This window comes from Caulobacter sp. S45, assembly GCF_009765965.1.
Classification (GTDB): domain Bacteria; phylum Pseudomonadota; class Alphaproteobacteria; order Caulobacterales; family Caulobacteraceae; genus CAHJWH01.
In genome coordinates, this window is the sequence record NZ_LMUL01000014.1 from 806,281 (window position 1) to 832,312 (window position 26,032).

At 65.3% G+C, this 26,032-nt stretch carries 21 protein-coding genes and 1 tRNA gene; 13 read left to right on the top strand and 9 right to left on the bottom strand.

The features are described from left to right. Nucleotides 1–115 (bottom strand): hypothetical protein (locus tag GSQ87_RS23095; RefSeq protein ID WP_371416693.1); only part of this gene is annotated, 115 nt, incomplete at its 3' end. Between the two features lie 98 nt (nt 116–213). Between GSQ87_RS23095 and GSQ87_RS10810 the strand changes: the two genes are divergently transcribed. Further along, on the top strand, nt 214–924 hold the full coding sequence (locus tag GSQ87_RS10810) for an HAD-IA family hydrolase (protein ID WP_158915457.1): 711 nt from the start codon (nt 214–216) through the stop codon (nt 922–924). A gap of 72 nt (nt 925–996) precedes the next feature. Then, a tRNA-Val gene (locus GSQ87_RS10815) sits at nt 997–1,071 on the top strand. Nucleotides 1,072–1,271: 200 nt separating this feature from the next. Here GSQ87_RS10815 and GSQ87_RS10820 read toward each other — a convergent pair. Then, nucleotides 1,272–1,709: a GFA family protein gene (locus GSQ87_RS10820; protein ID WP_158915458.1), complete on the bottom strand. Its 438-nt coding sequence runs from the start codon at nt 1,707–1,709 to the stop codon at nt 1,272–1,274. Between the two features lie 71 nt (nt 1,710–1,780). Here GSQ87_RS10820 and GSQ87_RS10825 point away from each other — a divergent pair, with 71 nt between their 5' ends. Beyond that, nucleotides 1,781–1,972, top strand: a complete 192-nt coding sequence (locus GSQ87_RS10825) for a hypothetical protein (protein WP_158915459.1) — start codon at nt 1,781–1,783, stop codon at nt 1,970–1,972. A 374-nt stretch (nt 1,973–2,346) separates the two neighbouring features. Here the strand turns inward: GSQ87_RS10825 and GSQ87_RS10830 are convergent, their stop codons facing one another. Together GSQ87_RS10830 and GSQ87_RS10835 are read right to left on the bottom strand one after the other, a co-directional pair. Beyond that, nucleotides 2,347–3,852, bottom strand: coding sequence for a mechanosensitive ion channel family protein (locus GSQ87_RS10830; RefSeq protein WP_158915460.1), 1,506 nt, complete (start codon nt 3,850–3,852; stop codon nt 2,347–2,349). A 122-nt stretch (nt 3,853–3,974) separates the two neighbouring features. Beyond that, nucleotides 3,975–4,754, bottom strand: coding sequence for a transporter substrate-binding domain-containing protein (locus GSQ87_RS10835; protein WP_158915461.1), 780 nt, complete (start codon nt 4,752–4,754; stop codon nt 3,975–3,977). 310 nt (nt 4,755–5,064) lie between these two features. Between GSQ87_RS10835 and GSQ87_RS10840 the strand changes: the two genes are divergently transcribed. Beyond that, nucleotides 5,065–6,204: a TIGR03364 family FAD-dependent oxidoreductase gene (locus tag GSQ87_RS10840; RefSeq protein ID WP_158915462.1), complete on the top strand. Its 1,140-nt coding sequence runs from the start codon at nt 5,065–5,067 to the stop codon at nt 6,202–6,204. Continuing rightward, entirely contained in the window at nt 6,201–6,992 is a 792-nt protein-coding gene (phnX, locus tag GSQ87_RS10845; RefSeq protein WP_254062879.1) for a phosphonoacetaldehyde hydrolase, read from the top strand. Before GSQ87_RS10840 ends, phnX begins: the two co-directional genes overlap by 4 nt. A gap of 47 nt (nt 6,993–7,039) precedes the next feature. On the opposite strand, the gene GSQ87_RS10850 is transcribed toward phnX, so the two are convergent. Then, complete coding sequence (locus GSQ87_RS10850) at nt 7,040–7,933, bottom strand: SDR family oxidoreductase (RefSeq protein WP_158915463.1); 894 nt, start codon at nt 7,931–7,933, stop codon at nt 7,040–7,042. 119 nt (nt 7,934–8,052) lie between these two features. On the opposite strand from GSQ87_RS10850, the gene GSQ87_RS10855 reads away from it, so the two are divergent. The 4 genes from GSQ87_RS10855 (at nt 8,053) to GSQ87_RS10875 (ending at nt 13,717) form a co-directional block, all read left to right on the top strand. Continuing rightward, nucleotides 8,053–9,030: an AraC family transcriptional regulator gene (locus GSQ87_RS10855; RefSeq protein ID WP_158915464.1), complete on the top strand. Its 978-nt coding sequence runs from the start codon at nt 8,053–8,055 to the stop codon at nt 9,028–9,030. Nucleotides 9,031–9,382: 352 nt separating this feature from the next. Further along, nucleotides 9,383–10,681 (top strand): O-antigen ligase, encoded by a 1,299-nt coding sequence (locus GSQ87_RS10860; protein WP_158915465.1) that lies wholly within the window; start codon nt 9,383–9,385, stop codon nt 10,679–10,681. A gap of 670 nt (nt 10,682–11,351) precedes the next feature. Then, the gene (locus tag GSQ87_RS10870; protein WP_216839208.1) at nt 11,352–13,337 is read left to right on the top strand and encodes a thiamine pyrophosphate-binding protein; all 1,986 of its coding nucleotides are present in this window, start codon (nt 11,352–11,354) and stop codon (nt 13,335–13,337) included. A 14-nt stretch (nt 13,338–13,351) separates the two neighbouring features. Continuing rightward, nucleotides 13,352–13,717, top strand: coding sequence for a cytochrome c (locus GSQ87_RS10875; protein ID WP_158915467.1), 366 nt, complete (start codon nt 13,352–13,354; stop codon nt 13,715–13,717). Here the strand turns inward: GSQ87_RS10875 and GSQ87_RS10880 are convergent. Continuing rightward, nucleotides 13,714–14,604: an aldo/keto reductase family oxidoreductase gene (locus tag GSQ87_RS10880; RefSeq protein ID WP_158915468.1), complete on the bottom strand. Its 891-nt coding sequence runs from the start codon at nt 14,602–14,604 to the stop codon at nt 13,714–13,716. The two genes, GSQ87_RS10875 and GSQ87_RS10880, sit on opposite strands and share 4 nt — an antisense overlap. A gap of 95 nt (nt 14,605–14,699) precedes the next feature. Here GSQ87_RS10880 and GSQ87_RS10885 point away from each other — a divergent pair, with 95 nt between their 5' ends. Then, on the top strand, nt 14,700–15,593 hold the full coding sequence (locus tag GSQ87_RS10885; RefSeq protein ID WP_158915469.1) for a LysR family transcriptional regulator: 894 nt from the start codon (nt 14,700–14,702) through the stop codon (nt 15,591–15,593). A gap of 51 nt (nt 15,594–15,644) precedes the next feature. On the opposite strand, the gene GSQ87_RS10890 is transcribed toward GSQ87_RS10885, so the two are convergent. The 3 genes from GSQ87_RS10890 to GSQ87_RS10900 all read right to left on the bottom strand — a co-directional run bounded on the left by GSQ87_RS10890 (nt 15,645) and on the right by GSQ87_RS10900 (nt 18,920). Beyond that, nucleotides 15,645–16,382: a dienelactone hydrolase family protein gene (locus tag GSQ87_RS10890; RefSeq protein ID WP_158915470.1), complete on the bottom strand. Its 738-nt coding sequence runs from the start codon at nt 16,380–16,382 to the stop codon at nt 15,645–15,647. 184 nt (nt 16,383–16,566) lie between these two features. After that, complete coding sequence (locus GSQ87_RS10895; RefSeq protein ID WP_254062881.1) at nt 16,567–18,174, bottom strand: M20/M25/M40 family metallo-hydrolase; 1,608 nt, start codon at nt 18,172–18,174, stop codon at nt 16,567–16,569. A gap of 194 nt (nt 18,175–18,368) precedes the next feature. Continuing rightward, nucleotides 18,369–18,920, bottom strand: coding sequence for an HD domain-containing protein (locus GSQ87_RS10900; RefSeq protein WP_158915471.1), 552 nt, complete (start codon nt 18,918–18,920; stop codon nt 18,369–18,371). Nucleotides 18,921–19,304: 384 nt separating this feature from the next. Here GSQ87_RS10900 and GSQ87_RS10905 point away from each other — a divergent pair, with 384 nt between their 5' ends. The 3 genes from GSQ87_RS10905 (at nt 19,305) to GSQ87_RS10915 (ending at nt 26,020) form a co-directional block, all read left to right on the top strand. Continuing rightward, nucleotides 19,305–21,986 carry a TonB-dependent receptor gene (locus GSQ87_RS10905; protein ID WP_216839210.1) on the top strand — a complete coding sequence of 894 codons (2,682 nt, stop codon included), beginning with the start codon at nt 19,305–19,307 and terminating at the stop codon, nt 21,984–21,986. A 68-nt stretch (nt 21,987–22,054) separates the two neighbouring features. Next, nucleotides 22,055–24,061, top strand: a complete 2,007-nt coding sequence (locus tag GSQ87_RS10910) for a tetratricopeptide repeat-containing sulfotransferase family protein (RefSeq protein WP_158915472.1) — start codon at nt 22,055–22,057, stop codon at nt 24,059–24,061. Between the two features lie 228 nt (nt 24,062–24,289). Then, on the top strand, nt 24,290–26,020 hold the full coding sequence (locus GSQ87_RS10915) for a transglycosylase domain-containing protein (protein WP_254062883.1): 1,731 nt from the start codon (nt 24,290–24,292) through the stop codon (nt 26,018–26,020). Nucleotides 26,021–26,032 lie beyond the last annotated feature (12 nt).

The following is a 26,032-nucleotide window of genomic DNA, read 5'->3' on the forward strand; positions in this document are numbered from 1 at the left end:
GTCGGTGCAGCACCTTGGGCGTGGGCGAGCGCATCCGCGTGCCCTGCCCCGCCGCCAGGATCACCACGGCGCGCCCATAAGCGCTGCGCTCAGTCTTCGAGGGCTGGTCGGGCAAGGCTCGGTCTCCAGAGGTGCGGCGCGGCGCAACTTGCGCCCAGCGGCGATTTAGCCGAAAGCCCGGCCTGTTTCGACGGCGAAAGCAAGGCCCCCCACATGAGCCAGCCCGCATCCGTCCTCAAGGGCGCGACCATCGCCTTCGACCTGGACGGCACCCTGGTGGACACCGCGCCCGACCTGATCGGCGCGTTGAACCTGGTGCTGGCGGAGCGCGGCCTGCCCCCCGTCTCGGTCGAAGCCGCCCGCGTCCTGGTCGGCCGCGGCGCCCGCGCCCTGATCAGCCGGGGTTTCACCCTGGCCGGCGAGCCGATCGAAGACGCCGAACTGGACACCCTGACCACCCGCTTCATCCAGCTGTACCGCGAGCGCATCGCTGACGAGAGCCGCCCCTTCCCCGGCCTGACCGAGGCGTTGGAGCGGTTGACGGCGGATGGCGCGGTCCTGTGCGTGTGCACCAACAAGCGCACCGACCTGTCGATCGCCCTGCTGGAAGCCCTCGGTCTCTCGTCGCACTTCGTCTCCATCACCGGAGCCGACCTCACGCCCGCCGCCAAACCCGACCCGCGTTGCTTCCTGGCCGCTATTCACGCGGCCGGCGGCGACCCGAGCTTCGCCCTGATGGTCGGCGACAGCGACAACGACGTCTTGGCGGCCCAGGCGGCGCGGGCGCCCGTGATCGCGGTCTCGTTCGGCTTCACCGAGACCCCGGCGCGGGAATTGGGGGCCGACATGGTCATCGACCACTTCGAAGAGCTGTATGACGTCGCCGTCCGCCTGTTGGCCAAGCGCGCCAAAAACGCCGCCTGACCCGCGCGACCCCGCTTGCCCCCCAACGCCGGCTCGTCTATAGACCCGCCTCCCGGCGCTTTACCCAAAGGCGGACGCGTAGCTCAGCGGGAGAGCATCGCCTTCACACGGCGGGGGTCGTAGGTTCAATCCCTACCGCGTCCACCATCAACCCGATGTTTTATTGGGTTTTTGGACTTGGAAAGCAAATCTACCGAAAACGATTTGCGGTGAATTTGCGCTGAATCATGTGGAAAATCGGCCATTCCGGCTCGACGCACCCAAGAACAAATAATGAATATGAGGGCGCTCCAGATGGCAAAGGACGCCCCATGGCCCCCGCATCGACGCGGGCATAGGCGCGCAATTCAAGGCGCCCGCTCATCGGGTAGGCCGTGGTGCTGAGGCAGATCGTCGGTGATCTCGTACCAGCCGGCCTTCGAGCCCACAAAGATGTGCATGGTGGGGCGAACCGCCGGGTCATCCACAAGCGTACCCATAGCGACGTGGACAAAGCGGCCTTCGCGGACGACGGAATAGAGGAGCGAGCCGCATGTCCGGCAGTGGACGTCATGCCCGGCCTCATCGCCGTAGCGCATGACGACGTCCTCGCCCCGAATGATGCTTAGCCGATCACTTTCGATCCCGGCGATCGGTTTGAACGCCGCTCCGGTCGCCCGGCGACAATTCGAACAGTGGCAGTTCATGGCGTAGCGGAAGGCGTCCGTCACCTCGTACCGAACAGCGCCGCACATGCAGCCGCCACTCAAAAGGTGCTCGTCTCCAGGGCGCGGACCGATGCTCATCAGATCATGCCGCCAAACCGAGACCTTCGAACGCGCCAGGGCGACGTCGGCAGTTATCCCAGCCGCAAGGAATGAGGCGGCGAGAAGCGCACGCGCCTGCCGAGAGCTGGCCCAAACTGAGAGTCTCTCCGCACGGCGACGGGCCGATCGACCTTCAGACCCTGATATTCAACAGAGACGCGCTGCTGCTGGTCGCCCCCGACGATGAAGCCGTCGTCGTGCTGGGCGTGCCCGTGGTGGTCACCGACTGCACCACCCCCTGAGCGTTGGTGACTGTCGTCGTCACCGTGCCGTTTGGATTGGCGGTGGTCGTCGTAGTGGTGCTGCTGCTTGAGCTCGAACCGCCGCTTGCTCCCCCGCTTCCCGATGATGGCGCTGGCGCCGCCGATCCAGATGAACCTGTAGGCGGGCCAGCCGGAGGGGTCGATGGGGCTATGGACGTTACGCTGAGCGGGTCCGACGTTGAAGCCGCCCCACTGACTCCACCGATGCTGCTCATCGCCGGACCCTCACTAATTTGCGGCTACAAGCGCCGTCAAGGGTTAAGCCGGGGTAAATTCGCTCGCTGTAAGTCAAGCACAGCCCGAACCACACGCAGATGTGATCACGCCCGCCGGGTGACAACAGCACATTGCATTTAGTGCAGCGAGAACAGGCGCCGAATGTTGGTGGCGAGGCGCTCGGCGAGCCGTTCGTCATGCTGAGCTTTGGGATGATGACGATCGAGCATGGTGCGACGGGCCAGTTGACGCTTCGCCAAGCTTTCACTCAGTTCCTCGGCCATGCTGGGTCGAGCCTTGATGAGTGACGACAGCGCTTCCTTGGAGATTTCGTAGATCACGACCCTGGTAAGGGCGGTAAGTTCGCCGTTCAACGGCTCGCCCGTGAGAAGTCCAAGCTCTCCGAAATAGTCTCCCGGCGCCAAACGCATGACCTCGACCTTGTGCCCATCCTCCTCGGCCGAGGCGACGAGGAAACCGTAGGCGACGATGCATAGGGCTTGCAGGACGGTTCCGGTCTTCACGATCACGTCGCCCGGTTTGTAGGCCCTCCGCTTCATCTGCGAGGCCAAGGTGGCGGCCTCCTCTGTGGTCAGCGACGAGAACAGCGAGACGCCCGCGAGCAGGCGCTCGGGCTGAGCGAGCTTGCCCTTGTCCTCAGGCGCCGCTTGCCTCGGAGAGCCCGTGAGACGCGGCGCGAATTTGGCGCCCGCCGCCGAAGCCGCCCGATAGATCTGGTCGAAGAGTTCGTTCTGCGCCGATCCGACGTCGCCGACCGCCGCAACCGAATAGGAGATCTCGAAATCGATCATCTCCGCGCTGAGGTCCTTGATCGTGACGCTCGGCTCGGGCTTTCGCAGGATGCGCGTGCTGCCGAGCAGGACGTCGTTCAATAGCTTGCGCCCCGCCGCCGGCGTCAACGACGGCTCCAGCCTCACGCGGATGGTGGCTCCGTGGATTTTGGTGGGCGTGCTGCAGTTCACCAGCTTGGATTTGGCGATGACGCTGTTGGGGACGATCGCGACGTCCTGGTTGCCCGTCAGGATATGCGTCGCGCGCCAGTTGGTTTCGATCACCTGGCCCTGAACGGCGTCGTCCAGGATGATCCAGTCGCCGACGTGGTAAGGCCGTTCGATATTGAGCACGATGCCGGAGAACACGTCTCCGAGCGAGCTTTGCAACGCCAGACCGATGACGATCGCAAGGACCCCGGAGGTCGCCAGCAGCCCCTTGACCGGCAGGTCGAAGACATAGGCGACGATGGCGAAGGCCGCCGCGACGTAGATGAGCGCGGCCAGCAAGTCCTGGACGAGTTTCGATTGCCGCGGCTGGCGTCGCAGCACGACGAACGCGCGCAGGAACCCTATCGTCAGCCACGCCCCTGCGAGCCACCAGACGATCTCCACCGCACCCGCCAGCAGACGTCTCGCCTCGGGGCCTGTGACCTTTCCTGAATGGTACGGAACGGCGCCTCCCGCCAACAGCAGGCCGGTGAGGAGCACAAAGATCACAAGCCGAATGAGGAAATGCGCCCGGGTATTGCTTCGCCGCCAAGCGCGCGCGCCGAAGAAGCCGGCGAGGACCAGCGCCGCCGCCAGAACAAGAGGGTCGATCAACACCGACAGCACGGAAGAAAGGCTCATACCGGAGACTATGGCCTTTTAGACGACCTGCGCCATCGTCGCCGAGCGGGTATGCGCGGCAAATGTCCTACCGACATAGCCGGACGCGACGCGGGCGAGGTCAGACACGTCGCCGTTGGGCTCTAAGATACCCGCGCGGCCGTCTGCCCGGTCGCGTCCAGCGCCTGACGCACGAAGCCGGCGGCCTTCACCTCGTCGATAAAGGCGCAAAGGTAGGCAGATCCAGATTCTCGCCCTCGCGGCGTCGCCATCGCCTGCTCGACGCTGGTGAAGGCTTCGCCCAGCACCCGTACATCGCTACGCCCCTTCGCCGCATCGTCCAGCGCCTGGCGCACGCCCGCCGCGGCGGACAGGTCGGAGTGCGAGCCCGATGCGAGGCTCTCAAGGAACATGTCGGATGCGCCCGACGAGGTTGGGGCGCGCACGAGAGTGGCGTGTTTCAGGGTGCGGCTGAGGTAAAGGTCATATGCGGCGCCCTTGCCCACCGCGACGACCACGTGCGGCTGATCGAGATCGGCCACCGCGCGGTACGGCGAGTCCGCCGCCACCAGATAGGTGGCGTCGATCGAGACATAGGGCGAGGTGAAGTCGACCTCCTTCGCGCGCTCCGGTTCGTTGGCCAAAAACGCAATGTCCCAGACGTCCGAGGACAGGGCGGCGAACACCTTCCCCGCCGCCTCGAACGTAACCAGGTCCAGCGGCACGTCCAGCCTACGGGCCAGTTCGGTCGCCAACTGCACCGAAACGCCGCGCGGGGGACCGCCATCGGGACCTCTTTGCGCCAGGACGCCATTTCCGAAATTGATCGCCGCCCGCAGACGTCCGCGAGGAGCCAGGCTGTTTGCGGCGGCCTTGAGTTTCTCGCTGTCCCATTCGAGAGCACCAGAAGCCGACAGCACCATATTGTTCACTCCGCAGGCTGTGCGAGCGAAAGGCCGACAGCCCACCCTCCATACTTCGCGATTTCGGCTGGCGCCACGGCGTCGCCGAAAACGGCGCATGGCCCGGACGTCATGACCCCCGCCCAGGACCCGGCCCGGATGGTGATGGAGGACGCCCGAAATCCATGCGCCGTCAAATGACCAAGCACACTCTATTACAGTTTGGTGACGGTGGTTTTCTCTATGTCTGGACAGGGTTTGGACTGAACGCGTGTCGAACTGTCATGTCCCTATGATGTATTGAACGCCTGCTTGCATCCTCTGGAGCGCCATGCCGACCGACCGCTCGTTCGACCTCGCTGTTGTCGGCGCGGGCATTGTCGGGCTGAGCTGCGCCTTGGCGGCGGCCAAGCTCGGCAAGCGGGTGGTGGTGATAGACCGCGACGCTCAGGCCAACGGCGCGTCGGTGCGGAACTTCGGCTTCGTAACCGTGACCGGGCAGGAACACGGCGAAATGTGGCGGCGGGCCCGCCGGGCACGCGACGTCTGGGCGGAGGTATCGGCCGAGGCGAACGTGCCGATCCTGCATGAAGGGCTGCTGTTGACCGCCCGCAGGCCCGAGTCGGTAGCCGTGCTGGAAACCTTCCTGCGCACCGAGATGGGCGACGGCTGTCGGCTGCTGGAGCCGGGCGACCTGAAGCGAAGCCACAGCGAGTTGGCGACGCCCGACGTCCTGGCCGCCCTTTGGAGTCCGCACGAACTCCGGGTGGAGTCGCGCGAGGCGATCTCGATCCTGGCGTCTTGGCTGGAGGCGCGCCACGGGGTGACGTTCCTGTGTGGGACGTCAGCCCTGACCGTGGAGACCTCCAAGGTCATGACGTCACGCGGCATGGTCGAGGCCGAGGCGATCGCCATCTGCCCCGGCGACGATATCTTCAGCCTGCTCCCCGACCGGATCGCCGCCCATGGCGTGTCCCGGTGCAAGCTGCAGATGCTCCGTCTAGCCGACCCCGGCTTCAAGCTTTCGGCCGGCGTGATGTCCGATCTGGGTCTGATCCGTTACGCGGGCTACGCCGCGCTGCCCGAAGCCCAGGTCCTGCGCGCCCGGCTGGAGGCCGAGCAACCCGAGCATCTCAAGCATGGCGTCCACCTGATCGTGGTCCAGAGCGCCGACGGTAGCCTGGTGGTCGGGGACAGCCACCACTACGCGGCGACGCCCGATCCCTTCGCCGACAGCGCCGTCGACCAGTTGATCCTGGACGAGTTCCAAGCCGTGTTCGGGCGGCAAGCGCCTCGAGTGCTGGAGCGATGGACCGGGACCTACGCCTCGGCGTCCGGTCGCTCGGTCGTCATCGACACGCCGGCGCCGAGCGTTCGGCTGATAATGGTGACCACCGGGGCTGGAATGTCGACCGGCTTCGCGCTCGGCGAAGACGTGGTGACGGATCTTTTCGGGGGAGCACGACCGTGACGGACAAGGGCCTGGACGCTTTCGACCTGGTGATCTTCGACTGGGCCGGCACGATGGTCGACTTCGGATGCCGCGCGCCGGTGGCCGCGCTGGTGGAGGCTTTCGCCCGCCGAGGGGTCGAGCTGGAGGAAGCGGCGGCTCGCGCGGATATGGGCAAGGCCAAGGCCGACCATGTGCGCGCCTTGCTGGCGCGTCCGGACGTCCGGACAGCCTGGTCGGCGGCCAACGGAGCGGCGCCCCACGAAAAAGATGTGGCGGCGCTGATGGAAGACCTCGGTCCCCTCATGCGCGAAGCCGCCGCTGACGCCGCCGAACTGGTCCCGGGCGCAGCGGATACGGCTGCGGCCCTGAGGGCCGCGGGGCTTAAGGTCGGCTCCTCCACCGGCTACACCCGTGGAATGATGACACCGGTGTTGGCCAGGGCCGCGGCCCAGGGATACGCGCCCGACCATCTGGTCTGCGCCGGCGAAACACCCGAGGGGAGACCCTCCCCGCTCATGGTCTACAAGGCCTGTGCGGAACTGGGGGTCTGGCCGATATCGCGCGTGATCAAGGTCGACGATGCTGAAGCGGGCATCGCCGAAGGCCGCGCCGCGGGGTGTTTCACCGTGGGTGTATCGGCTTCGGGCAACGGGATCGGCCTATCGCGGGCCGTGCTCGCGGCGCTGGATCCATCCGAGCGCAGAGCGCGACTGGCGGTCGCCGGCGACCGCCTGAAGGCGGCGGGCGCGGACCTGGTGGTGGAAACCGTCGCCGAGCTGGTCCCTGCGCTCAACAGGGTCCTTTAACTCTCTCGCCCCTGCGGCGCGGAGGCGCCGCAGGGTCCGCAGTCTACTCAGGTCTCGAAATAACGCGTCCGGTCGAGATCGGCGATCAGCCCGGGTTGCGTCGGCTCCCATCCCAGCCGTTCGCGGGTCCACTCGCTCGAGGCAAGGTTGTCGATGGCCGCGAAATGGGCGAACCAGCCGAAGTGCTCGGCGGCTTCCTCGGGGGTCTTGCCGACGACCGGGACGTTCAGGCGGCGGCCGATGACCTCGGCGATCTCGCGGAACGGCACGCCCTGTTCGGCGATCGCGTGATAGCGCGGGCCTTCGCCCCCCTGCTCAAGGGCCAGCCTGTAGAGGCGGCCGGCGTCAAGCCGGTGCACCGCCGGCCAATGGTTTAGTCCTTCACCGATATAGGCCGAAACACCCTTCTCCCGCGCGATGCCGATCAGGATCGGGACGAAGCCGTGATCGCCGTCGCCGTGGACCGACGGAGGAAGACGCACCACCGACGCGCGCACGCCCTGGGTCGCCATCGAAAGCGCCGTCTGCTCCGAAACGCGGGGAAACGCGGCGGCGCCGGAAGGCGGCGTGGTGTCTTCGGTCACTAGGCGGCCCGGCGTCAGCAGCCCCGTCCCGGAGGTGACGATCAGGGGGCGGTCGGAGCCAGCGAGCGCTGAGCCGAGCGCTTCGATGGCGCACCTGTCCGTTTCGCAGACTTCCTTGAAACGCGAGAAGTCATGGATGAAACCGGTATGGATCACGCCATCCGAAGCGGCGGCTCCACTGCGCAAGCTGTCCAGGTCCTCAAGATCGCCGCGGTGGGCCTGGGCGCCGGCCGCGACGAGGGATGCAGCGCCCGCATCCGAGCGGGCCAGCCCGACCACCTCATGGCCTGCGCCGATCAGCTCCTGAACAACCGCCGAACCGACAAAACCTGTAGCGCCGGTGACGAATACGCGCATCGACTTATCCTCGCATTGTTTCTCGGCCGCGTTCGCAGCCCGATGGGGAAGATAAGCGATTGGAACATACGATCTATGCTATATAGTCCATATTATCTTCGCGATCGTCCGAGCCAACCATGGATCCCCTTTCAGATGTGCTGTCGCTGCTGAAGCCGCGCAGCTACATGTTCGGCGGCTTCGATGCGGGCGGCGACTGGTCGATCCGGTTCGGCCAGCACGAAGGCATCAAGTGCTATGCTGTGGTTTCCGGTCAGTGCTGGCTGGCGGTGGAGGGCGTTCCCGATGCGGTGCGCCTGACGACGGGAGACTGCTTCCTGCTGCCGCGCGGGCGGCCTTTCCGCAACGCGAGCGACCTGGACCTGCCCTCCATCGACGCCCGCACGATCTTTCCCACGCCGGTGAACGGCGGCATCGCTACAATCAATGGCGGCGGGGATGTCTCCATTGTCGGCGGCCACTTCGCCCTTGCCGGGGATCATGCCGGCGAGCTGTTGAGCATGCTGCCGCCCATCGTCCATATCCGCAAGGAGGCGGACAAGGCGGCGCTGCGCTGGTCCATGGAGCGGATGCGCCAGGAACTGCGCGAACCGCAGCCGGGCGGCTTCCTCGTCGCGCAACACCTCGCGGACATGATGCTGGTCCAGGCCCTGCGGCTGCATCTGGCGGAAGGCGCGAAAGGCGGCGTCGGATGGCTGTTCGCGCTGGCGGACAAGCAGATGAGCGCGGCGATCGAGGCCATGCACGGCGATCCGGCGCATCGCTGGACCCTGCAAGCGCTGGCGGAGCACGCCGGTATGTCGCGATCGAGCTTCGCGGTCAGATTCAAGGCGACGGTCGGGGCGTCGCCCATGGAATACCTGACACGCTGGCGGATGCTGATGGCCGGAGACAGGCTGGCCAATTCCGGCGATCCCGTTTCCGTCATCGCCCTGTCGCTCGGCTACGAATCCGAAAGCGCTTTCAGCACCGCCTTCAAGAGGGTCATGGGCTGCTCACCCCGACAACATGGCCGCGAGCGTAAGGCGGCGACGCCTTGGCCGATGGCTTCGACCACGCCGGCCAGATCAATCCCGCGGATGGCCGCCAAAGGGTGAGACGGCTCCATCCCACTCGGGCAGGACATGTTCATGCCCCCGGACGCCACATCCCCCGGCGACGTCGAGTTCGGATTTCAGCATTATTCCATGCCCGGCCGGCGCCCTGATGCGGATCGGGACGTCCAAGCCCTCCCATTCGTTTCTCGGAGGACGTGGGAGAGAACGGCGTTTATGTTGCGGGGGGATCACGTGAAATGGCCTGCGCCTTTGTAGCTCGATGGCAGGCGACCATGACGAGATGTATATCGGGCGATCATTTTAGGGGCTTGCGATATCAATGCGGAAGACACTGGGAAACGCCCCCGAGACGATAGCCCCCTCGACGCCCAAGGACATACGGAAGGACCGCGTGGATCAAGCGGTTATATTTATTTCCTTCATTCTTATGCTTTTCGCACCTCAAGTTCGAACGGTTGGATTAGCACTCCTCATTGTACTTTGGATCGCATTTTTAGCCTTAAGATACAAAGACATGCTATCTGTGATTAAAAGTTCCTGGCCAATATTGATTGCCCCACTCATTACAATCGCATCCATATTTTGGTCGGCCGCGCCAAGCGACACCATCAGAGGCGCCTTGGAGCTGACTCTGACCGTGGCTTTTGCGATGTACCTGGGTGGAATTCAACGACCTGCGATAGTTCTTACACCAATTGCCAGCGCCCTAGGTTTCTTCGTTCTAGTTTCCGTGGCTTTCGGGAAAAGCGTGGGCTGGGGCGCGCATGGTGCAGAAGCATTTGCAGGCCTAAATGGCGGCAAGAACTTCTTTGCGTATTCAGCAGCCTTAGCAATACTATTGTCCCTCGTAATGTTCCTAGAATATATTACCCGTCCGAGATTATCCACAATGGGCGCCACCGTGATGGCCATGTGGTTCGCGGCCGCCGCGTTGTTTTCCCTTCCCCTTTATCTGGCCCATTCCGCCGGCGCGATGGTGAATATCGCCCTCACAATAATCATCATGTTCACAATTGTTTTCACGCTAAAATTTTCCAGATCGACCTTCGCATTTTTAATTCTAATCGGCGTGCTCGTTGCAATCCCGATATTGGCGATTGTTTTAATGGACCCTCAAGCCGTGATGGATACGTTGCTGCGCTCCGCCGGCAAGGGTGCAGACCTGACTGGGCGCGCGCAGCTATGGTGGCGGGCGGGACGCCTCATGGCGGAGCGTCCACTCTTTGGCTACGGCTTTGACGGATTCTGGAAGCAGGGCAATCCCGATGCCGAGGCGATGTGGCAGATCGTTGGCGTTACAAGTCGCGGCGGGATAACATTCCACAACACGATCATCGATTGCCGAATGGCTTTCGGATGGGTGGGTACAATTATGATAGTGGGCCTATTCCTATTCGTTGGATTTAAACTTGTCGTTAGAGCGCTCTTGACCTCCGAATGGCTTTCAATCGCGTACCTGGCTATGTATTTTTCGTTCCTCGCACGCGCGCCACTGGAGACCGTGCTTCCCCTGTCGCAGTTTTCATATGAAGCCGTGCTCATTATCGCGATGGGAGCCTATGCGTTCACACCGATCAGGAAATCCAAATCGGCGGCCCTGGCTCGCACCAGCTCCGAAAGACTCTCGACGCGATCGTTTGCCCTCCTGAGGAACGCATCTCTCGCAAGGGAGAGAGTGCGGGGGACTTGATCCCCGGTAAATCATCGACTGCGAGATGGCGACGTTCGGGTGGGCCAGACCGAGGGTGCAGGCTGGAGCGTCAAGATCAAACTTAGCGCGAATTTATGACTCGGCACGATGTCTGTATGATCATCGCGCCCGGATCGACGCTAGTCTGAGCAATAAGTCCAAATGGACGCGGTAGTCACGGGGAGGGCCATGGTCGAGATCATCGACCCCCATACTCACGCCATTTCACCGGACCCGTGCGTCACCCGACCGTCCTGGGTGATGACCCAACCCAAGGCCGCCCCCTACAACGCCGACCACCCCGCGGTCGGCGCCTTCACCCAGGAAACGCGGGCGGTGAGGACGGCGCTGACCGTCAGCCTGCCCGACAACTGGATGATCACGTGGCGGTGGAAGAGTGCGCCGAAGACGACCTGCTGGCGGTGGTTCCGACCTCGCCTTGCGACACCGGCTATTTCGGTGAACTGCTTGCCACCTCGCTGGCGGCGTCTGTCGCGTCTACGAGGGGGACCGAGTTGCTCAGCGTCGTCGGACTATAAACATTTTCCCTCGTCTTCATTGTCAGAAGGACGCCGGCAACATTGGCGCTCTATGGCGAGGCCAAATCCTGGCCGGGTGAGCGTGGCGTAGGCCACGGAAGTCGAGCCAAGAAAAAAATCGGGAGATGGCCTTGCAGGACGATTCCAACCCTTCCGCCCGGAAACCCAGCGAGATCGGGCGCCGGACCCTGTTCACAGCGGTCGCCGCCGGGGGAGCGGTGTCGCTGGCGAACGCGTTGTCGGCGTCCGCGCAAACGGGACCCGCCCAGGCCGCCTCCAGAGAGATGCTGAAGCCGCGCACCGCGCCCACCGGCGCGCCGTCCGCTGCCGCCATGCAGGCCGAAACGGCCCCGCCGCCAGCGTCGGAGGTGTTCGAGGCGCGCTCTGGCTCCGACTACATGGTCGACGTCATCAAGGCGCTCGATCTTGGCTATGTCGCCACGCTTCCGGGTTCCAGTTTCCGGGGCCTGCACGAATCGCTGATCGACTACGGCGGCAACGCCAAGCCCGAGCTGCTGACCTGCCTGCACGAGGAGATCTCGGTCGCCTTCGCCCACGGCTACGCCAAGATCGCCGGCAAGCCGATGGGGGTCTTCCTGCACAGCGTGGTCGGGCTGCAGCACGCCTCCATGGCCATCTACAACGCCTGGTGCGACCGGGTCCCCATCGTCATGTTCGTCGGCAACACCCTGGACTCCGCCAAGCGGCGCGAGGGGATCGAGTGGTATCATACGGCGCTCGACAACGGCGCGATCGTGCGCGACTTCGTCAAATGGGACGCCCAGCCCACCTCGCTGGAGGACTTCAACGAGGCGCTGCTGCGCGCCTACGGCCTGGCGGTCACCCAGCCGGCCGCGCCGGTGCTGATCTCGGTCGATACCGAGCTGCAGGAGGCGCCGATCCCGGTCGGCAAGCGACCCGTCCCGCGCCTGACCCTGCCGACCCAGCCTGTCGGCGACCCCGCCGCGCTGGCCAAGGCCGCCGCCATGCTGGCCAAGGCCGAGCACCCGGTGATCGTGGTGGACCGCATGGTCCGTACGCCCGAGGGCATGGCGCACCTGGTGGAACTCGCCGAAACCCTGCAGTGCCCGGTGATCGACAAGCGCGGCCGGCTCAACATGCCGTCCAGCCACTACCTGAACCAGAGCGAGAACGCGCGCGGGCTGATCAAGTCGGCCGACGTGATCCTGGGCCTGGAGCTGACCGACCCCTGGGGCGTGGTCAACACCCTGCTTGACCGGATCGAGCGGGTCGAGCGCCACACCGCAGCGCCGGGGGTGAAGCTGATCACGCTGTCCACCCACGATCTGCTGATCCATTCCAACTTCCAGGACTTCGAGCGCTATCAGCCGTCCGACCTGGCCATCACCGGCGACGCCGAAGCGACCGCCCCCTATCTGATCGAGGCGGTGAAGCAGGCCCTGCCTAAAGGCCAGCAAGCCGCCATGCAGGCGCGGAGCGACAAGTTCCGCGCCGCCCACGCCGACACCCGCCGGCGCGCCTACGAGGAGGCGGCCTACGGCTGGGACGCCAGCCCGGTCACCACTGCGCGCCTGTGCGCCGAGATCTGGCCCCTGATCAAGGACAGCGACTGGGCGTTCGTGGGGGCCAATTCCTCGTTCCAGAGCTTCTGGCCGCAAAAGCTGTGGGACTTCGACAAGCCCTACCAGTACGCCGGCGGCTCCGGCGGCGCGGGTCTGGGCTATGGCGCGCCCGCCGCCGTGGGCGCGGCCCTGGCGCATCGGGAGCACGGGCGGCTGGTGGTCAACATCCAGGGGGATGGCGAGCTGATGTGCGCGCCTGGATCGCTGTGGACCGCCGTGCACCACAAGATCCCGCTATTGACGGTGATGCACAACAACCGCGCCTACCACCAGGAGATGATGCACATCCAGCGCATGGCCGACCGGCACGAACGCGGGGTCGCCAGCGCCCATATCGGCACCGCCATCGACAGCCCGTTCATCGACTACAGCAAGCTGGCCGACAGCATGGGCATGTGGGCGGCCGGGCCGATCACCGATCCGAACGAACTCGGGGCGGCCCTGAAGAAGGCGATCGACGTGGTTAAACGGGGCGAACCGGCCCTGGTCGACGTCGTCTGTCAGCCGCGTTGAGGAAGGAAGCGCCGATGAAAGCCGCCCTGACCGCCGCCAGCGCCCTGGCCGTTCTCTCACTAAGCGCCGCCGCGACGGCCCAACCGCCCCCGCCCCACGCCGAGGACGCAGTTCACGGCCACCAGCTGTTCATGGCCGACGGTTGCTATCAATGCCACGGCACGGTGGGACAGGGCGGCTCAGCCGCCCCGCGCATCGCCCCCGACCCGCTGCCGGCGGAGGCGATCGCCGCCTACATCCGCAAGCCCGCCGGCCAGATGCCGCCCTACAGCCCCAAGGTCCTCAACGACGCCGACATCGCCGACATCCACGCCTACCTGGCCACGATCAGGAAGCCGGACGTCGATGTCGGCAAGCGGCTTGGCGGCGGTCGGAACTAGTTTGGCGCGTCCTGGGCGCCGCTCTGTCCGATCCCGTCCAGCTTGGCGAGCACATCGCCCGACAGCTTGAGCTGCACCGCTCCGAGGTTCTCGCGGAGGTGGCCGAGCGAGGAGGTGCCGGGGATCAGCAGGATGTTGGGCGCGCGGTGAAGCAACCAGGCGAGCGCCACCTGCATAGGCGTCGCGCCAAGCCCGGCCGCCACCTCCGATAGGGTCGAGGACTGGAGCGGTGTGAACCCGCCGAGCGGGAAGAACGGCACATAGGCCACGCCCATGGCCGCCAGCTCGTCGACCAGGGCTTCGTCTTCCCGATGGGCGAGGTTGTAGAGGTTCTGGACGCAGACCACCTGGGCGATGCCGCGCGCTTGGGTGACCTGGGCCGACGTCACGTTGCTCAGGCCCAGGTGGCGGATCAACCCTTGCTCCTGCAGCCCCGCAAGCACGGTGAAGGGCTCCTCGATCGAGCCCTCGCTCGGCCCATGGATCTTGCCCATGACCCGCAGGTTGACCACGTCGAGCGCCTCGACGCCCAGGTTGCGCAGGTTGTCGTGGACCGCGCGGGTGAGCTCGGCGGGAGCCATCGCCGGGTTCCACGAGGCGTCCTCGCCGCGCACGGCCCCGACCTTGGTCACGATCGTCAGCTTGTCCGGATAGGGGTGCAGGGCCTCGCGGATCAACTGGTTGGTGACATGGGGGCCATAGAAGTCGCTGGTGTCGATATGATCGACCCCGCTGGCCACCGCTTCGCGCAGCACGGCGAGCGCGGCGTCGCGATCCTTGGGCGGCCCGAACACGCCCGGCCCGGCGAGTTGCATGGCGCCATAGCCCATGCGGTTCACGTCGCGGTCTCCGAGCCGATAGACGTCGGCGGCGGTGATGTCGGTCATGGCAGGTCTCCAAAACGAGCTGACGCAGGTATGGACCCAATCTCGCCGCTCGATAATACTAGGCAATCGGCACGGGCCGTGCGGAATCAAGAACAATGGCTGCGGACCTCAACGATCTTTCCGCCTTCGTCGCGGTGGCGCAAGCCGGGGGCTTCCGTGACGCCGCGCGTGCACGGGGCGTGTCAGCGTCCAGCCTGAGCGAGGCGGTGCGGCGTCTGGAGACCAAGCTCGGCGTGCGGTTGCTCAACCGCACCACCCGCAGCATCGCGCCGACCGAAGCGGGCGCCCGCCTGCTCGAGCGGCTGGGGCCGGCGCTCGGCGAGGTCCAGGCGGCCATGGATGTGGTCAACGCGTTTCGCGACCGCCCGGCCGGAACGCTCAAGCTCAATGTCCCAGCGACGGTCGCGCGTCTGGTGTTGCCGGCGATCGTGACGCCGTTCCTCAAGGCCTACCCGGATATCCGGCTGGAGGTCATCGTCGAGGACGGCTTTGTCGACGTGTTGGCGGCGGGCTGTGATGCGGGGGTCCGATATGACGAGCGGCTCGAGCAGGACATGATCGCTGTCCCGATCGGCCCGCGCGTCCAGCGCTTCGCCACCGCCGCCTCCCCTGCCTATCTCGATGCGCACGGTCGGCCGGAACATCCGCGCGACCTGCTCGCCCACGCCTGCCTGCGCGGCCAGTTCGCCAGCGGCGCCAAGCCGACCTGGGAGTTCGAGCGCGACGGCGACGTGGTGCGGGTCGACCCCGTCGGGCCGTTGGTGGTGCAGCCCGGCGGCGCCGTGGACCTGGTGGTCGGCGCAGCCGTCGCCGGGCTTGGCGTCATCCATCTGTTTGAAGAGTGGCTGCGCCCCCATCTCGATAGCGGCGCCTTGGAGCCGGTGCTGGCGTCCTGGTGGCAGGCCTTCTCGGGGCCATTCCTCTACTATCCCGGTCGCCGGCACCTGCCGGCGCCGCTCCGCGCCTTCGTCGACTTCATCAAGACCTAGGACCGCGCCTGCATGCGAAGCCGCCAGCGACGGCTTCGCATGCGCGCCCGCCTAGTGAAGGTTGCGGTCGAACAGCGCAAACGCCTCGCGCCAGCCACGCTCGGCCGCCTCGGCGTCATAGACCGGCATGTCGGGCTTCATCCAGCCGTGGGCCTTGCCTTCGTAGATCTCGCACCGATGCTTCACGCCGGCGTCCGTCAGCGCCTTCTCGGTCCGCTCGGCCATCTCCGGCGGATAGCTGTGATCGTTGTCGGCGCCGGCCACATAGACCTCGGCCTTGATCTTGGGGGCCAGCAGATGCGGGCTGGTCGGGGCGTCGGTGGCCAGATTACCCCCATGGAAGCTGACCGCCGCGGCCACCCGATCCGGATAGTAACCCGCCGCCGTCAGCGCCATGCCGCCGCCCATGCAGAAGCCGACGGTTCCGACCTTGTCGCCGGCGACATCGCTGCGGCTGTCCAGATAGGCCAGGAACGCCGCCGTATCTTCCGCCGTCTTGTGATTGTCGGTGCTGGCCATCATCGGGCCGATGACAGCGCGGAAATCGCCGGCCATGACCTCTTTCGGCACGAGGGGGCCATAGGGACCGAAGCGGTATAGGAGATCGGGCAGCAACACGACGTAACCTTCGTCGGCCAGGTGAGCCGCCATCTCCATCATCGCCGGACGGATGCCGAATGCATCCATGTAGAAGATGATGGCGGGCCAAGGTCCGTTCCCCTCGGGCGTCAGCACGTAGGCGGCGCACTGTCCGTCCTTGGCCAGGATGGAAACCTTTTCTCGACTCATGACACGCTCCTTGGCGTTGGTCGCCCATCGAGGCGTTCTCGACCCCAGGCTCGCGCATGAGCGGCTGGTTTCTGGGGCGGCGCCAACGTCCGCCCTGGGCTCTAAGCGCCCTCCGCCCGCACTTCAACAGCCCGCAGAGCGTAATCTTCTTCTGTCCCGCGTTGCGGCGCGGCAGGCGTCGCTCTCACGGGGCCGAGGCGGCGCCCGTCTTGTCGAAGCGCTTGAAGAAGCTGTCCCGGTTCCAGACGGGACGCGCGTCGGCGTCGGCGACCTGGATCACTAGCTTGCCGAGAAAGGCGTCGAAGGCGTCGGCGGCGGCCAGGTCGACCGGCTGGGTCAGGTCGTCCTGAGGCGAGTGATAGCGGAAGGTGTTCCAGTCCTTCTCGATCTGCTCCTCCGGCGAGCCCGGCAGGCCCTGGAACTTCAGGGCGATCGAAGGCACGCCGGTCTTGATGAAGCTGTATTGGTCGGAGCGGACGAAGATGTTGCGATCTGGCGCGGGGTCGGGAACCGTGTCGTAGCCTTGGGCGACGGCGGCCGCGTGCGCTTCGGCGCCTAGCGTGCTTTCCCCTTCACCCAGGATCAGCAGGTGCTTCAGCGGGAACAGCGGCAGGAACTCGTCCATGTTGATGTCCGCGACGATGGCGGCCTTGGGCACGGTCGGGTGTTCGGCGAAGGCCAGCGAGCCCAGCAGCCCCTTCTCTTCGCCACAGACCGCCACGAACACCAGCGACCGGCGGGGCTTCAGGCCCTTGGCGTAGAAGGCCTTGGCGGTCTCGATCAGCGAGGCGACGCCCGAGGCGTTGTCCATGGCGCCGTGATAGACCCGGTCGCCCTTGATCGGCTCGCCGACGCCCAGGTGGTCCAGGTGGGCGGAGACGACCACGTACTGCGCCTTCAGCTTCGGATCGGAACCGGGCAGCACACCGACCACGTTGGGCGACACGGCGGCGTGGGTTTCGCTGGCCACCACAGCCTTGATCGAGGGGATCAGGGCGAAGCGCGGCAGCGCCTTGTGCGCGTCCGCCAGGGCTAGCAGTTCGGCGAAGCTGTGGCCAGAGCCTGCGAACAGCGCCTCGGCCTTGTCCGGGTTCAGCGTCGCCGAGAAGATGGGGCGGTGATAGTTTTGCAGCGCGGGCTCGGCCAGCCGCATGCCGGGCTGGCTGGAGAGGGCCATCAGCCGGGGCCAGGGGATGTCCATGGCCTTGGGGTTCTGCAGCCGGATCACGCCCACCGCGCCCGCCGCCTCCAGGGCGCGCGGGAAGGCATAGGACGAGGCGTGGGACTTCATCGCCGCCGACAGCGTCGAGGGGCCGCCGCCGAGCACCACCACCACCTTGCCCTTCAGGTCTTGGCCGGCGAAATCGTCGTAGCCGGCCTCCGGCAGGTGCAGCCCATAGCCGATGAACACCAGCGGCGCCTGGATGGCGGCGGGCTGGGTGTCGCGTGCGCCCAGTATCACGTCCGGGCCGACGGCCAGGGGCCGGGCCTCGCCATGCTCGACCAGGGCGACGGTCGAATGCGCCGCATCGACGGTCTCCACCTCGAACTTCACCTGTTGCAGATAGGAGCCGGCGTCGCCGCCCGGTTGCAGGCCCGCCGCCTTGAACTGATCGGCGACATAGCCGGCGGCCTTGAGGTAACCCGGCGAACCGGTGAGCCGCCCCTCATAGGTGTCGGACGCGAGCACCTTGATGTGGGCCCACCAAGGGCTGGTGTCCCGGGTCGGCTGGGCCGAGGGCGCAGAGAGCGGCAGCATCGCCAGTACGGCGGCAAGGTGGATTGGGCGCACGTCGCATCCTTTACGATCCGGGAAGCGAGCGTCGCTTTAGCGAACGACGAATGTCAAGAACACCATGACCGTAGGATGCGAACCGGCGTTTCAGCCCAAGCGAAACCAAGCTCCGCCTATCCTTTACCGCAAAAATGACGGGCGCCCACCACCGAGAAGGCAGATCTCTTTCGTCTGCACCTGGGTCGAGCCGTTCAGTTCCGTTGGTGCAATGACGCGGTCAAAAGGCCTCGGTAACTTTCGAGGTCTTGCGTCTGGGTAGACACTTCCTTGCCACGATCGTCGCAACGGCGAACGATCAACGCGGCTTCGAACGCTGGTTCCTTGGCGAACGCCTCGGTTTCGTCCACGCTCATGACGCCGCCCTGTACGGCGAGACTGAGGCGCGATGCATCGCTGAGTTGTTCAAAATAGCCTGGCTCGACGGCGCAAAGATATCGCTTCGCCCGCACATGCAGCGCGATAGGCGCCGTTACGTCCTCATCGAACGCGCGCGACAGCCACGCCGCGCCAAGCCCCGCATGTTCGATATCGCGCCCTTTGTGAACGGACACCTCGCCTGCGGCAGGCAGGAAGTGACCGATGTCATGCAGGAGCGCGGCGACGACGATTTTCTCCGGCGCGCCGAGCGATTCCGCCATCGTGGCGGATTGCAACATGTGCCTTTCAATGGAGATGTCTTCTCCATATCCGCCCGATCCATACCGGGCGAACAATTCGAATATCTCATCTATTACATTGGTCAAATCGCGACTCCAACATTGGGGCGGAAGTCTACAGTTCCCCACGCGGAGCGAAAAGTGGCATGGATCGAATACTCTAACGCACGCCACGTCTCGCCGCATCAAAACGAACCGCCAGCCTACCACCCTCACCGATGATCGCCAGCGAACACGAATTTATGACAATCGCAATAAAACAACCTGGGCGGTAGTTGCAAGGTATTCAAATATCTTCATCCGACTGAAATTTTACCGTCTTCGAAACTTCACATCGCAACCCTATGGTTTCTCAACGTTGGGGACGCGTCGCAATTCAATTTGACATGAGCTGCTTTCAGTATGTGCACGGAGCATTTGTCCCGCTGCGCACTTGAGCAGTTTTGTCTGCGATGCCTGGGGAAAAGATTCGTGAAAACCAAGTATATGCTTTCCTGCGCCGTGGCCGCCGTCCTGAGTGGGTACGCGGGCGTCGCCGTCGCCAACGACGCCGCCGTCGCCGCCGCGCCTGCAGCGGTCGCCACCGCCGACGCCGCATCGAGCGCACCGGTATCGTCTGGCGTGGAGGAAGTCGTCGTGACGGCGCAGCGCCGCAACGAAACCGTCCAGAAGGTCCCGATGACCATCCAGGCTTTCACGGGCCAGACCCTGAGCCAGCTCAACGTCACCACCCTGGACGACATCCTCAAATACACGCCCAACATCAGCTACGGGAACAACGGCCCGGGCCAGGGCTCCATCTTCATGCGCGGCCTCAGCGCCGGCTTCGCGGGCAACCAGTCCAGCGCCACCATCTCCAACTTCCCCAACGTCGCTCTGTATCTGGACGACCAGTCCATGCAGTTCCCGGCGCGCAACCTCGACATCTACATGATCGACATGGAGCGCGTCGAAGTGCTGGAGGGCCCTCAGGGCACCCTGTTCGGCGGCGGCGCCGAGGCCGGCGCGCTGCGCTACATCACCAACAAGCCCGACCTGACCAAGTACTCCGGCAGCGCCGAGGGCATGTACGGCGCCACCTCGGGTGGCGGGGCCAACTCGGGCGTGAACGCCGTCGTCAACATCCCAATCGTCGAGGATAAGATCGCCGTGCGCGCGGTGGTCTACGACGAGCGGCGCGGCGGCTACATCGACAACGTGGCCAGCACCTTCACCCGCTCCAGCAACGACATCGGCAATTTCTACTTCAAGGGTTACAAGACACCCGTCGCCGGCGTGCAACAAATCAACAATAACTCAACCGCCGCCAATGACTTCAACCCAGTGACCTACCAGGGTGCGCGTCTGTCCGCCCTGTTCGACATCAACGAAGACTGGAACGTCCTGATCACCGAGAGCTTCCAGAGCATGGAAGCTGACGGCCTGTTCAACTCCTTCCCGATCGGCTCGGACTTCCAGAACCTGAAGGCGGACCAAGTGACGTCCTTCGTGCCGTCCTACGACAAGGACCGCTTCGACAACACCGCCTGGACCGTGAACGGCAAGATCGGGCCGCTGAAGGCGATCTACACCGGCGGCTATACCGAACGCCACATCCAACAACAAATGGATTACACGAACTATTCGCGCACTGGCGGCGGGATTTATTACGAGTGCACCGGCGGCAACGCCGGCCTGCTGGGCGCGCAACCCGCGGGCGTTAACAGTCCACCGACCTGCAATTCGCCGCTCGGTTACTGGCAGGACACGGTAAACAGCACCCATCTGAGCAACGAAATCCGCCTGGCGACGCCTGACAACTGGCGTCTTCGGGGCATCGTGGGCGTTTACAACGAGAACTTCCGCATCGACGACGTGATGAACTTCAATTACAAGACCATCCCGTCCTGCTCCCCGGCCAACCTCTCTGCGGCCCAGGCCGGCGGCCCCATCTGCGTGGCCAACGTGGCCCCGGCCGCGAACACCACGACCAATGACCCCAGCGTCCGCAGCGACAACACAGGCTTCGGCGAGGACACCCAGCGCGGCTACGACCAGACCGCCATCTTCGCCTCGGTGGACTTCGACATCCTGCCCAACCTGACCGTCACCGCCGGCACCCGTTGGTACCAATACAACGAGTTCGAGGTGGGCTCGCAGTACGGCACCAATTCGAGCTGCGTGAACGTGCCCAACGGTCAGTGCGGCGGCGGCACCGTCAACATCAACGCCGCCAACGACCACGTGACCTACACCGGGTTCAAGAGCCGCTTCAACGCGACCTGGCGCATCACACCTAACGTCCTGGTCTACTACACCTTCTCGCAAGGCTTCCGTCCGGGCGGCTTTAACCGCTCCCAGAAGTCGGTGATCAGCGACCCCACGGGCGCGGCCCAGTACAAGGAGCCGAACAGCTACTCCCCGGACTCCTTGACCAACAACGAGATTGGCCTGAAGAGCGAACTGTTCAATCACCGTCTGCAGCTGAACCTGTCCGCCTACTATATGAACTGGGACAATGTTCAGATCCTGCTCTACAACCCAATCGAGCAGATCAACACCACCTTCGGCACCAACGGCCCCAACTACGACGTCAAGGGCGTCGAAGCCCAGTTCGTCGCCCGCCCCATCGACGGGCTGACCATCCAGGGCTCGGGCTCGTACAACGACGACACCCAATCCAACTCGCCCTGCCTGATGGACAACATTTCCGGCACGGCGTCGTTCGGCAAGTGCATCACCCAGGTCAAGGTGAGCGGCGGCCAGATCCAGTCCTTCGCCAACCCCTTCGGCACCGTCGGCTCCACCCCGGCCTTCTCGCCGACGTTCCAAGGCAACATGCGCGCACGCTACGACTGGCGCTTCGAAGATTATCGTCCCTACGTCCAGGGAGGGGTGAGCTATACCGGCAGCATGTTCAACCAGCCCGCCACCTACCCGTCGGGCGCCGGCGTGCTGATCCCCACCACCACCTACTTGCGCTACAAGCAGGCGGCCTACGCGACCTTCGACGCGGCGCTCGGGGTCAGCAAGGATAACTGGCACGCCCAGCTCTTCGGCGAGAACCTGCTCAACTCCCACGCCAGCACGTTCACCTCCTCGGCCCAGTTCATCAAGGCGGAGGTGCCGCTGCGGCCACGGGTGTTCGGCCTGAAGATCGGCGCCAGCTTCTGACATTACCCAGTCAGGATTGACGCTATAAGGCGGGCGGCGACGCCCGCCATTTTCTTCAATAAGGCTTCATGGACCTGACCTCAGCACCGGCGCCGTCCCTCGAGCAGCAGGTCTCCCACCTGCGCGCCCTGCAGCGGGACGGCCGCCACGCCGAGGCGCTGGCCGCCTGCGACGCCTTGCACGACCAGTGGCCCGAGAACCGCGACGTGTTGCTGGCCGGGGCTGCAAGCCGGCGCCACCTGATGCGCATCCCCGACGCCCTGGCCGAACTGGACCGGCTGGAGGCGCTCCAGCCGCGCTGGAGTCGGCTGCACCAGGAACGCGGGCTGTGCCATGTGGCGCTGAAGGACGCGCCACGGGCCATCGACGCCCTGCTGCGCGCGGTGAACCTGAACCCCGCCCTACCGGCGGCCTGGCGCATGCTGGAAGGGCTGTACCGCATCTCAGGCGACCCCAAGAACGCCGCCACCGCCGCCGCCCACACCGCCACGCTCAAAGCCCTGCCCGCCGAGGTGGTGAGCGCCACCGCCCTATTCTTCGATGGTGAACTGGGGCCGGCCGAGCAGTTGGTGCGCGCCTATCTGCTGCAGCACGGCGACCATCCCGAGGCCATGCGCCTCTTGGCCAAGATCGGCGTGGCCCGCGATGTGCTGGACGACGCCGAGGTGCTGCTGGCGGCGGCGCTGGAGCTGGCGCCCAACCACTGGCCCGCCCGCGCCGACTACGCCGACTGCCTGCTCAAACGGCACAAGTACGTGGCGGCGCGCGAACAGATCGAGCAGTTGCTGGCGCACGAGCCGGGCAATGCGGAGTACCGCACGCTCGCCGCCACCGCCGCCGTCGGCCTCGGCGAACACGACACGGCCATTGCGCTCTATCGCCAGCTCCTGGTCGACATGCCCGGATCGCCGGACCTGCATCTGTGGCTCGCCCATGCGCTGAAGACCGTGGGCCAGGCGCCGGAGGCCGTCGAGGCCTATCGCGCAGCGGCCGCCGCGCGACCTGATTTCGGCGACGCCTACTGGAGTTTGGCGAATCTGAAGATGTATCGCTTCGCCGACGACGAGATCGCCCGCATGCGCGCGGAAGAGGCGTCGCCGACCACGGCGCTGGTGGATCGCTATCACCTCTGTTTCGCGCTCGGCAAGGCGTTGGAGGACCAGGGCGAAACGGCCGAGTCCTGGACCTATTACGAACGCGGCAACGCCCTGAAACGGTCGGAAAGCCGCTATCGCCCCGAGATTATCGAGACCAATACGCGCAAGCAGATCGAAGTCTGCACCCGCGGCTTCTTCGAGCACCGGACCGGCTGGGGCGACCCACGCCCCGATCCGATCTTCGTCCTCGGCCTGCCTCGATCAGGCTCCACCCTGCTCGAACAGATTCTCGCCTCCCACTCGCAGGTGGAAGGCACGCAGGAACTTTCGGACGTGCAGAGGTTCGTCCTCGAAATCCAGGGGCGCGATCCCGATCTGGAAAATCCACGCTATCCAGCCGCGCTGGCGGACATGACCCGGGAGGATTTCCAGCGGTTGGGCGAGCGATACCTGACGGATACGCAGGTTTATCGGACGGGCAAGCCCATCTTCATCGACAAGATGCCGAACAACTTCCGGCATATCGGCCTGATCCACCTCATGCTGCCCAATGCGCGGATCATCGACGCCCGACGCGATCCGATGTCCTGTTGTTTCAGCAATCTGAAACAACTTTTCGCGCAAGGGCAGGAATTCACCTACAGCGTCGAGGATATCTCACGCTATTACCGAACCTATCTCGATCTGATGCAGCACTGGGACGAGGCGCTGCCTGGACGGGTGCTACGCGTACAGCACGAGGACGTCGTCTCCGACCTGGAAGGCAGCGTGAGACGGATACTCGATCATTGCGGCCTCACCTTCGAGCTTGGATGCATCGATTTCCACAAAACCAAGCGCAGCGTGCGGACCCCAAGTTCCGAGCAGGTGCGCCAGCCGATTTTCCGTGATGGCCTGGATCAGTGGAAGAAATACGCGCCCTGGCTCGGTCCCCTCGAAATCGCCCTTGGGGATGCCCCGATTCGCTACCGCAGTTAGCGGCGCCGCCACGCGCCCGGGCCGATCTCCCGCCTACTGTCACGCGGGTTACAGATCGTTATCTAGGCCGGCGCCTAGCTCGGTCTTAAACTTCCCTTAGCCCAGCCCACGAAGGCCAGGCGAAGGAGCAAGTCCCTGGTCCCCGTCCTTTTCGCCGCGTCGTTTCTGGCCGGCCTACCGCAACTTCCCCCGCTTCCGCCGATCAAGCGCGCCGCGTCAGTCACATATGTGGATCGTACGGGAGCGGTGCTCGGCGTACGCGGCGGCCAGGTCGCGCCGCCGGTCGATCTGGATCGGCTCCCCGCCTACGTCCCCGCGGCCTTCGTCGCCATCGAGGACCGGCGCTTCTACGACCATCCGGGCTTCGACGCGATCGGCATCGCACGTGCACTGATGGCGGACGCCGCCCATGGACGGGCCGCGCAGGGCGCATCCACCATCACCCAGCAGCTCGCCCGCAACCTGTTCCTCAGTTCCGACCAGACACTCGAGCGCAAGGCCCAGGAGCTCGTCTACGCGGTCCAGCTGGAACGCACCTTCAGCAAGCGCCAGATCCTCTCGCTATATCTGAGCCGGGTCTATTTCGGATCGGGAGCCTACGGCATCGAGGCCGCGTCTCGTCGCTTCTTCGGCGTCCCGGCGTCTCGGCTCACCTTGCATCAGGCCGCCACCCTGGCCGGAATCCTCAAATCCCCCTCAGGCTACAGCCCCGTCGATCAGCCCGAGCGTTCGGCGGAGCGGACGCGGCTGGTGCTGGACGCCATGGCCGAGACCGGCGCCATCACCGCGGCTCAACGAGCCGCCGCGCTGGCCAGTCCGCTGCATCTGCGCACCGTCGACCCTATGCTCCCCGCCCAGTATTTCGTCGATTGGGTCGACCAGCAAAGGCGTCGCCTGGTCGCCCAACCCCAGGAAGACCTAGTGGTGGAGACCACGCTCGACCTGCCGACGGAAGAAGCGGCCGAGAAAGCCACGCGATCGGTCTTGGCCAAGGCGCAGGCCCGCGGCGTGCAGCAGGCGGCCCTGGTCTCGGTGGACGGCGGCGGCGGCGTGCGCGCCATGATCGGCGGCGCCGACTACCGCGCGAGCCAGTTCAATCGCGCCACACAGGCCCTGCGGCAGGCCGGCTCGTCGTGGAAACCCTTCGTGTACCTGACCGCCCTGGAGGCCGGACGCACGCCGGACACGCTCGCGGTGGACGAGCCCACGACGATCGGCGGGTGGTCTCCAAAGGATGACGAGGACACCTACCTCGGGCAGATCACCCTGCAGACCGCCCTGGCCAAGTCGATCAACACGGTGGCGGCGAAACTAGCGGACGAGGTCGGGCGCCCCACCGTAGCGCGGACCGCCCAACGACTTGGGATCGTCACCCCGATCAACACCGATCCTGCCATGGCGCTCGGGACCTCGGCGGTCACGCCTATCGAGATGGCGGGCGCTTACGACAGCTTCGCCAACGGTGGCCGGTTCGCCGCCCCGTATGGCCTGGAGAGCATCCGGACAACGGCGGGCAAGATCGTCTGGCGACGCCCGATCAATCCGCCCACGCAAGTGATCCAGAACCCGCCGCTCCAAGAACTGGACCAGATGTTGCGGGCGGTGATCGCCCAGGGCACGGGCGTCCACGCCACAATCCCAGGCCGCGATCTGGCGGGCAAGACGGGGACCACGTCAGACAGCAAGGACGCGTGGTTCTGCGGGTTCACCGGCGATCTCACGACCGTTGTCTGGGTCGGTCGTGACGATGCGCGCCCGATGCAGGGCGTCATGGGCGGCGGTCCTCCGACCGCCCTGTGGCGCGCCTTCATGGTCAGCGCCCTTCTAAGAACGCCCGCGACGCCCATCCCGGCAGGGCCGGCGCCGGCGATCCCCGCGCTGGCCGCGCCAACCGATCCAGTCACGACCCTGCTACAGCCCTCCCCCACCGCCCCGAGCGTTTCGACGCCGCAGCATTGATCACCGGCTGGC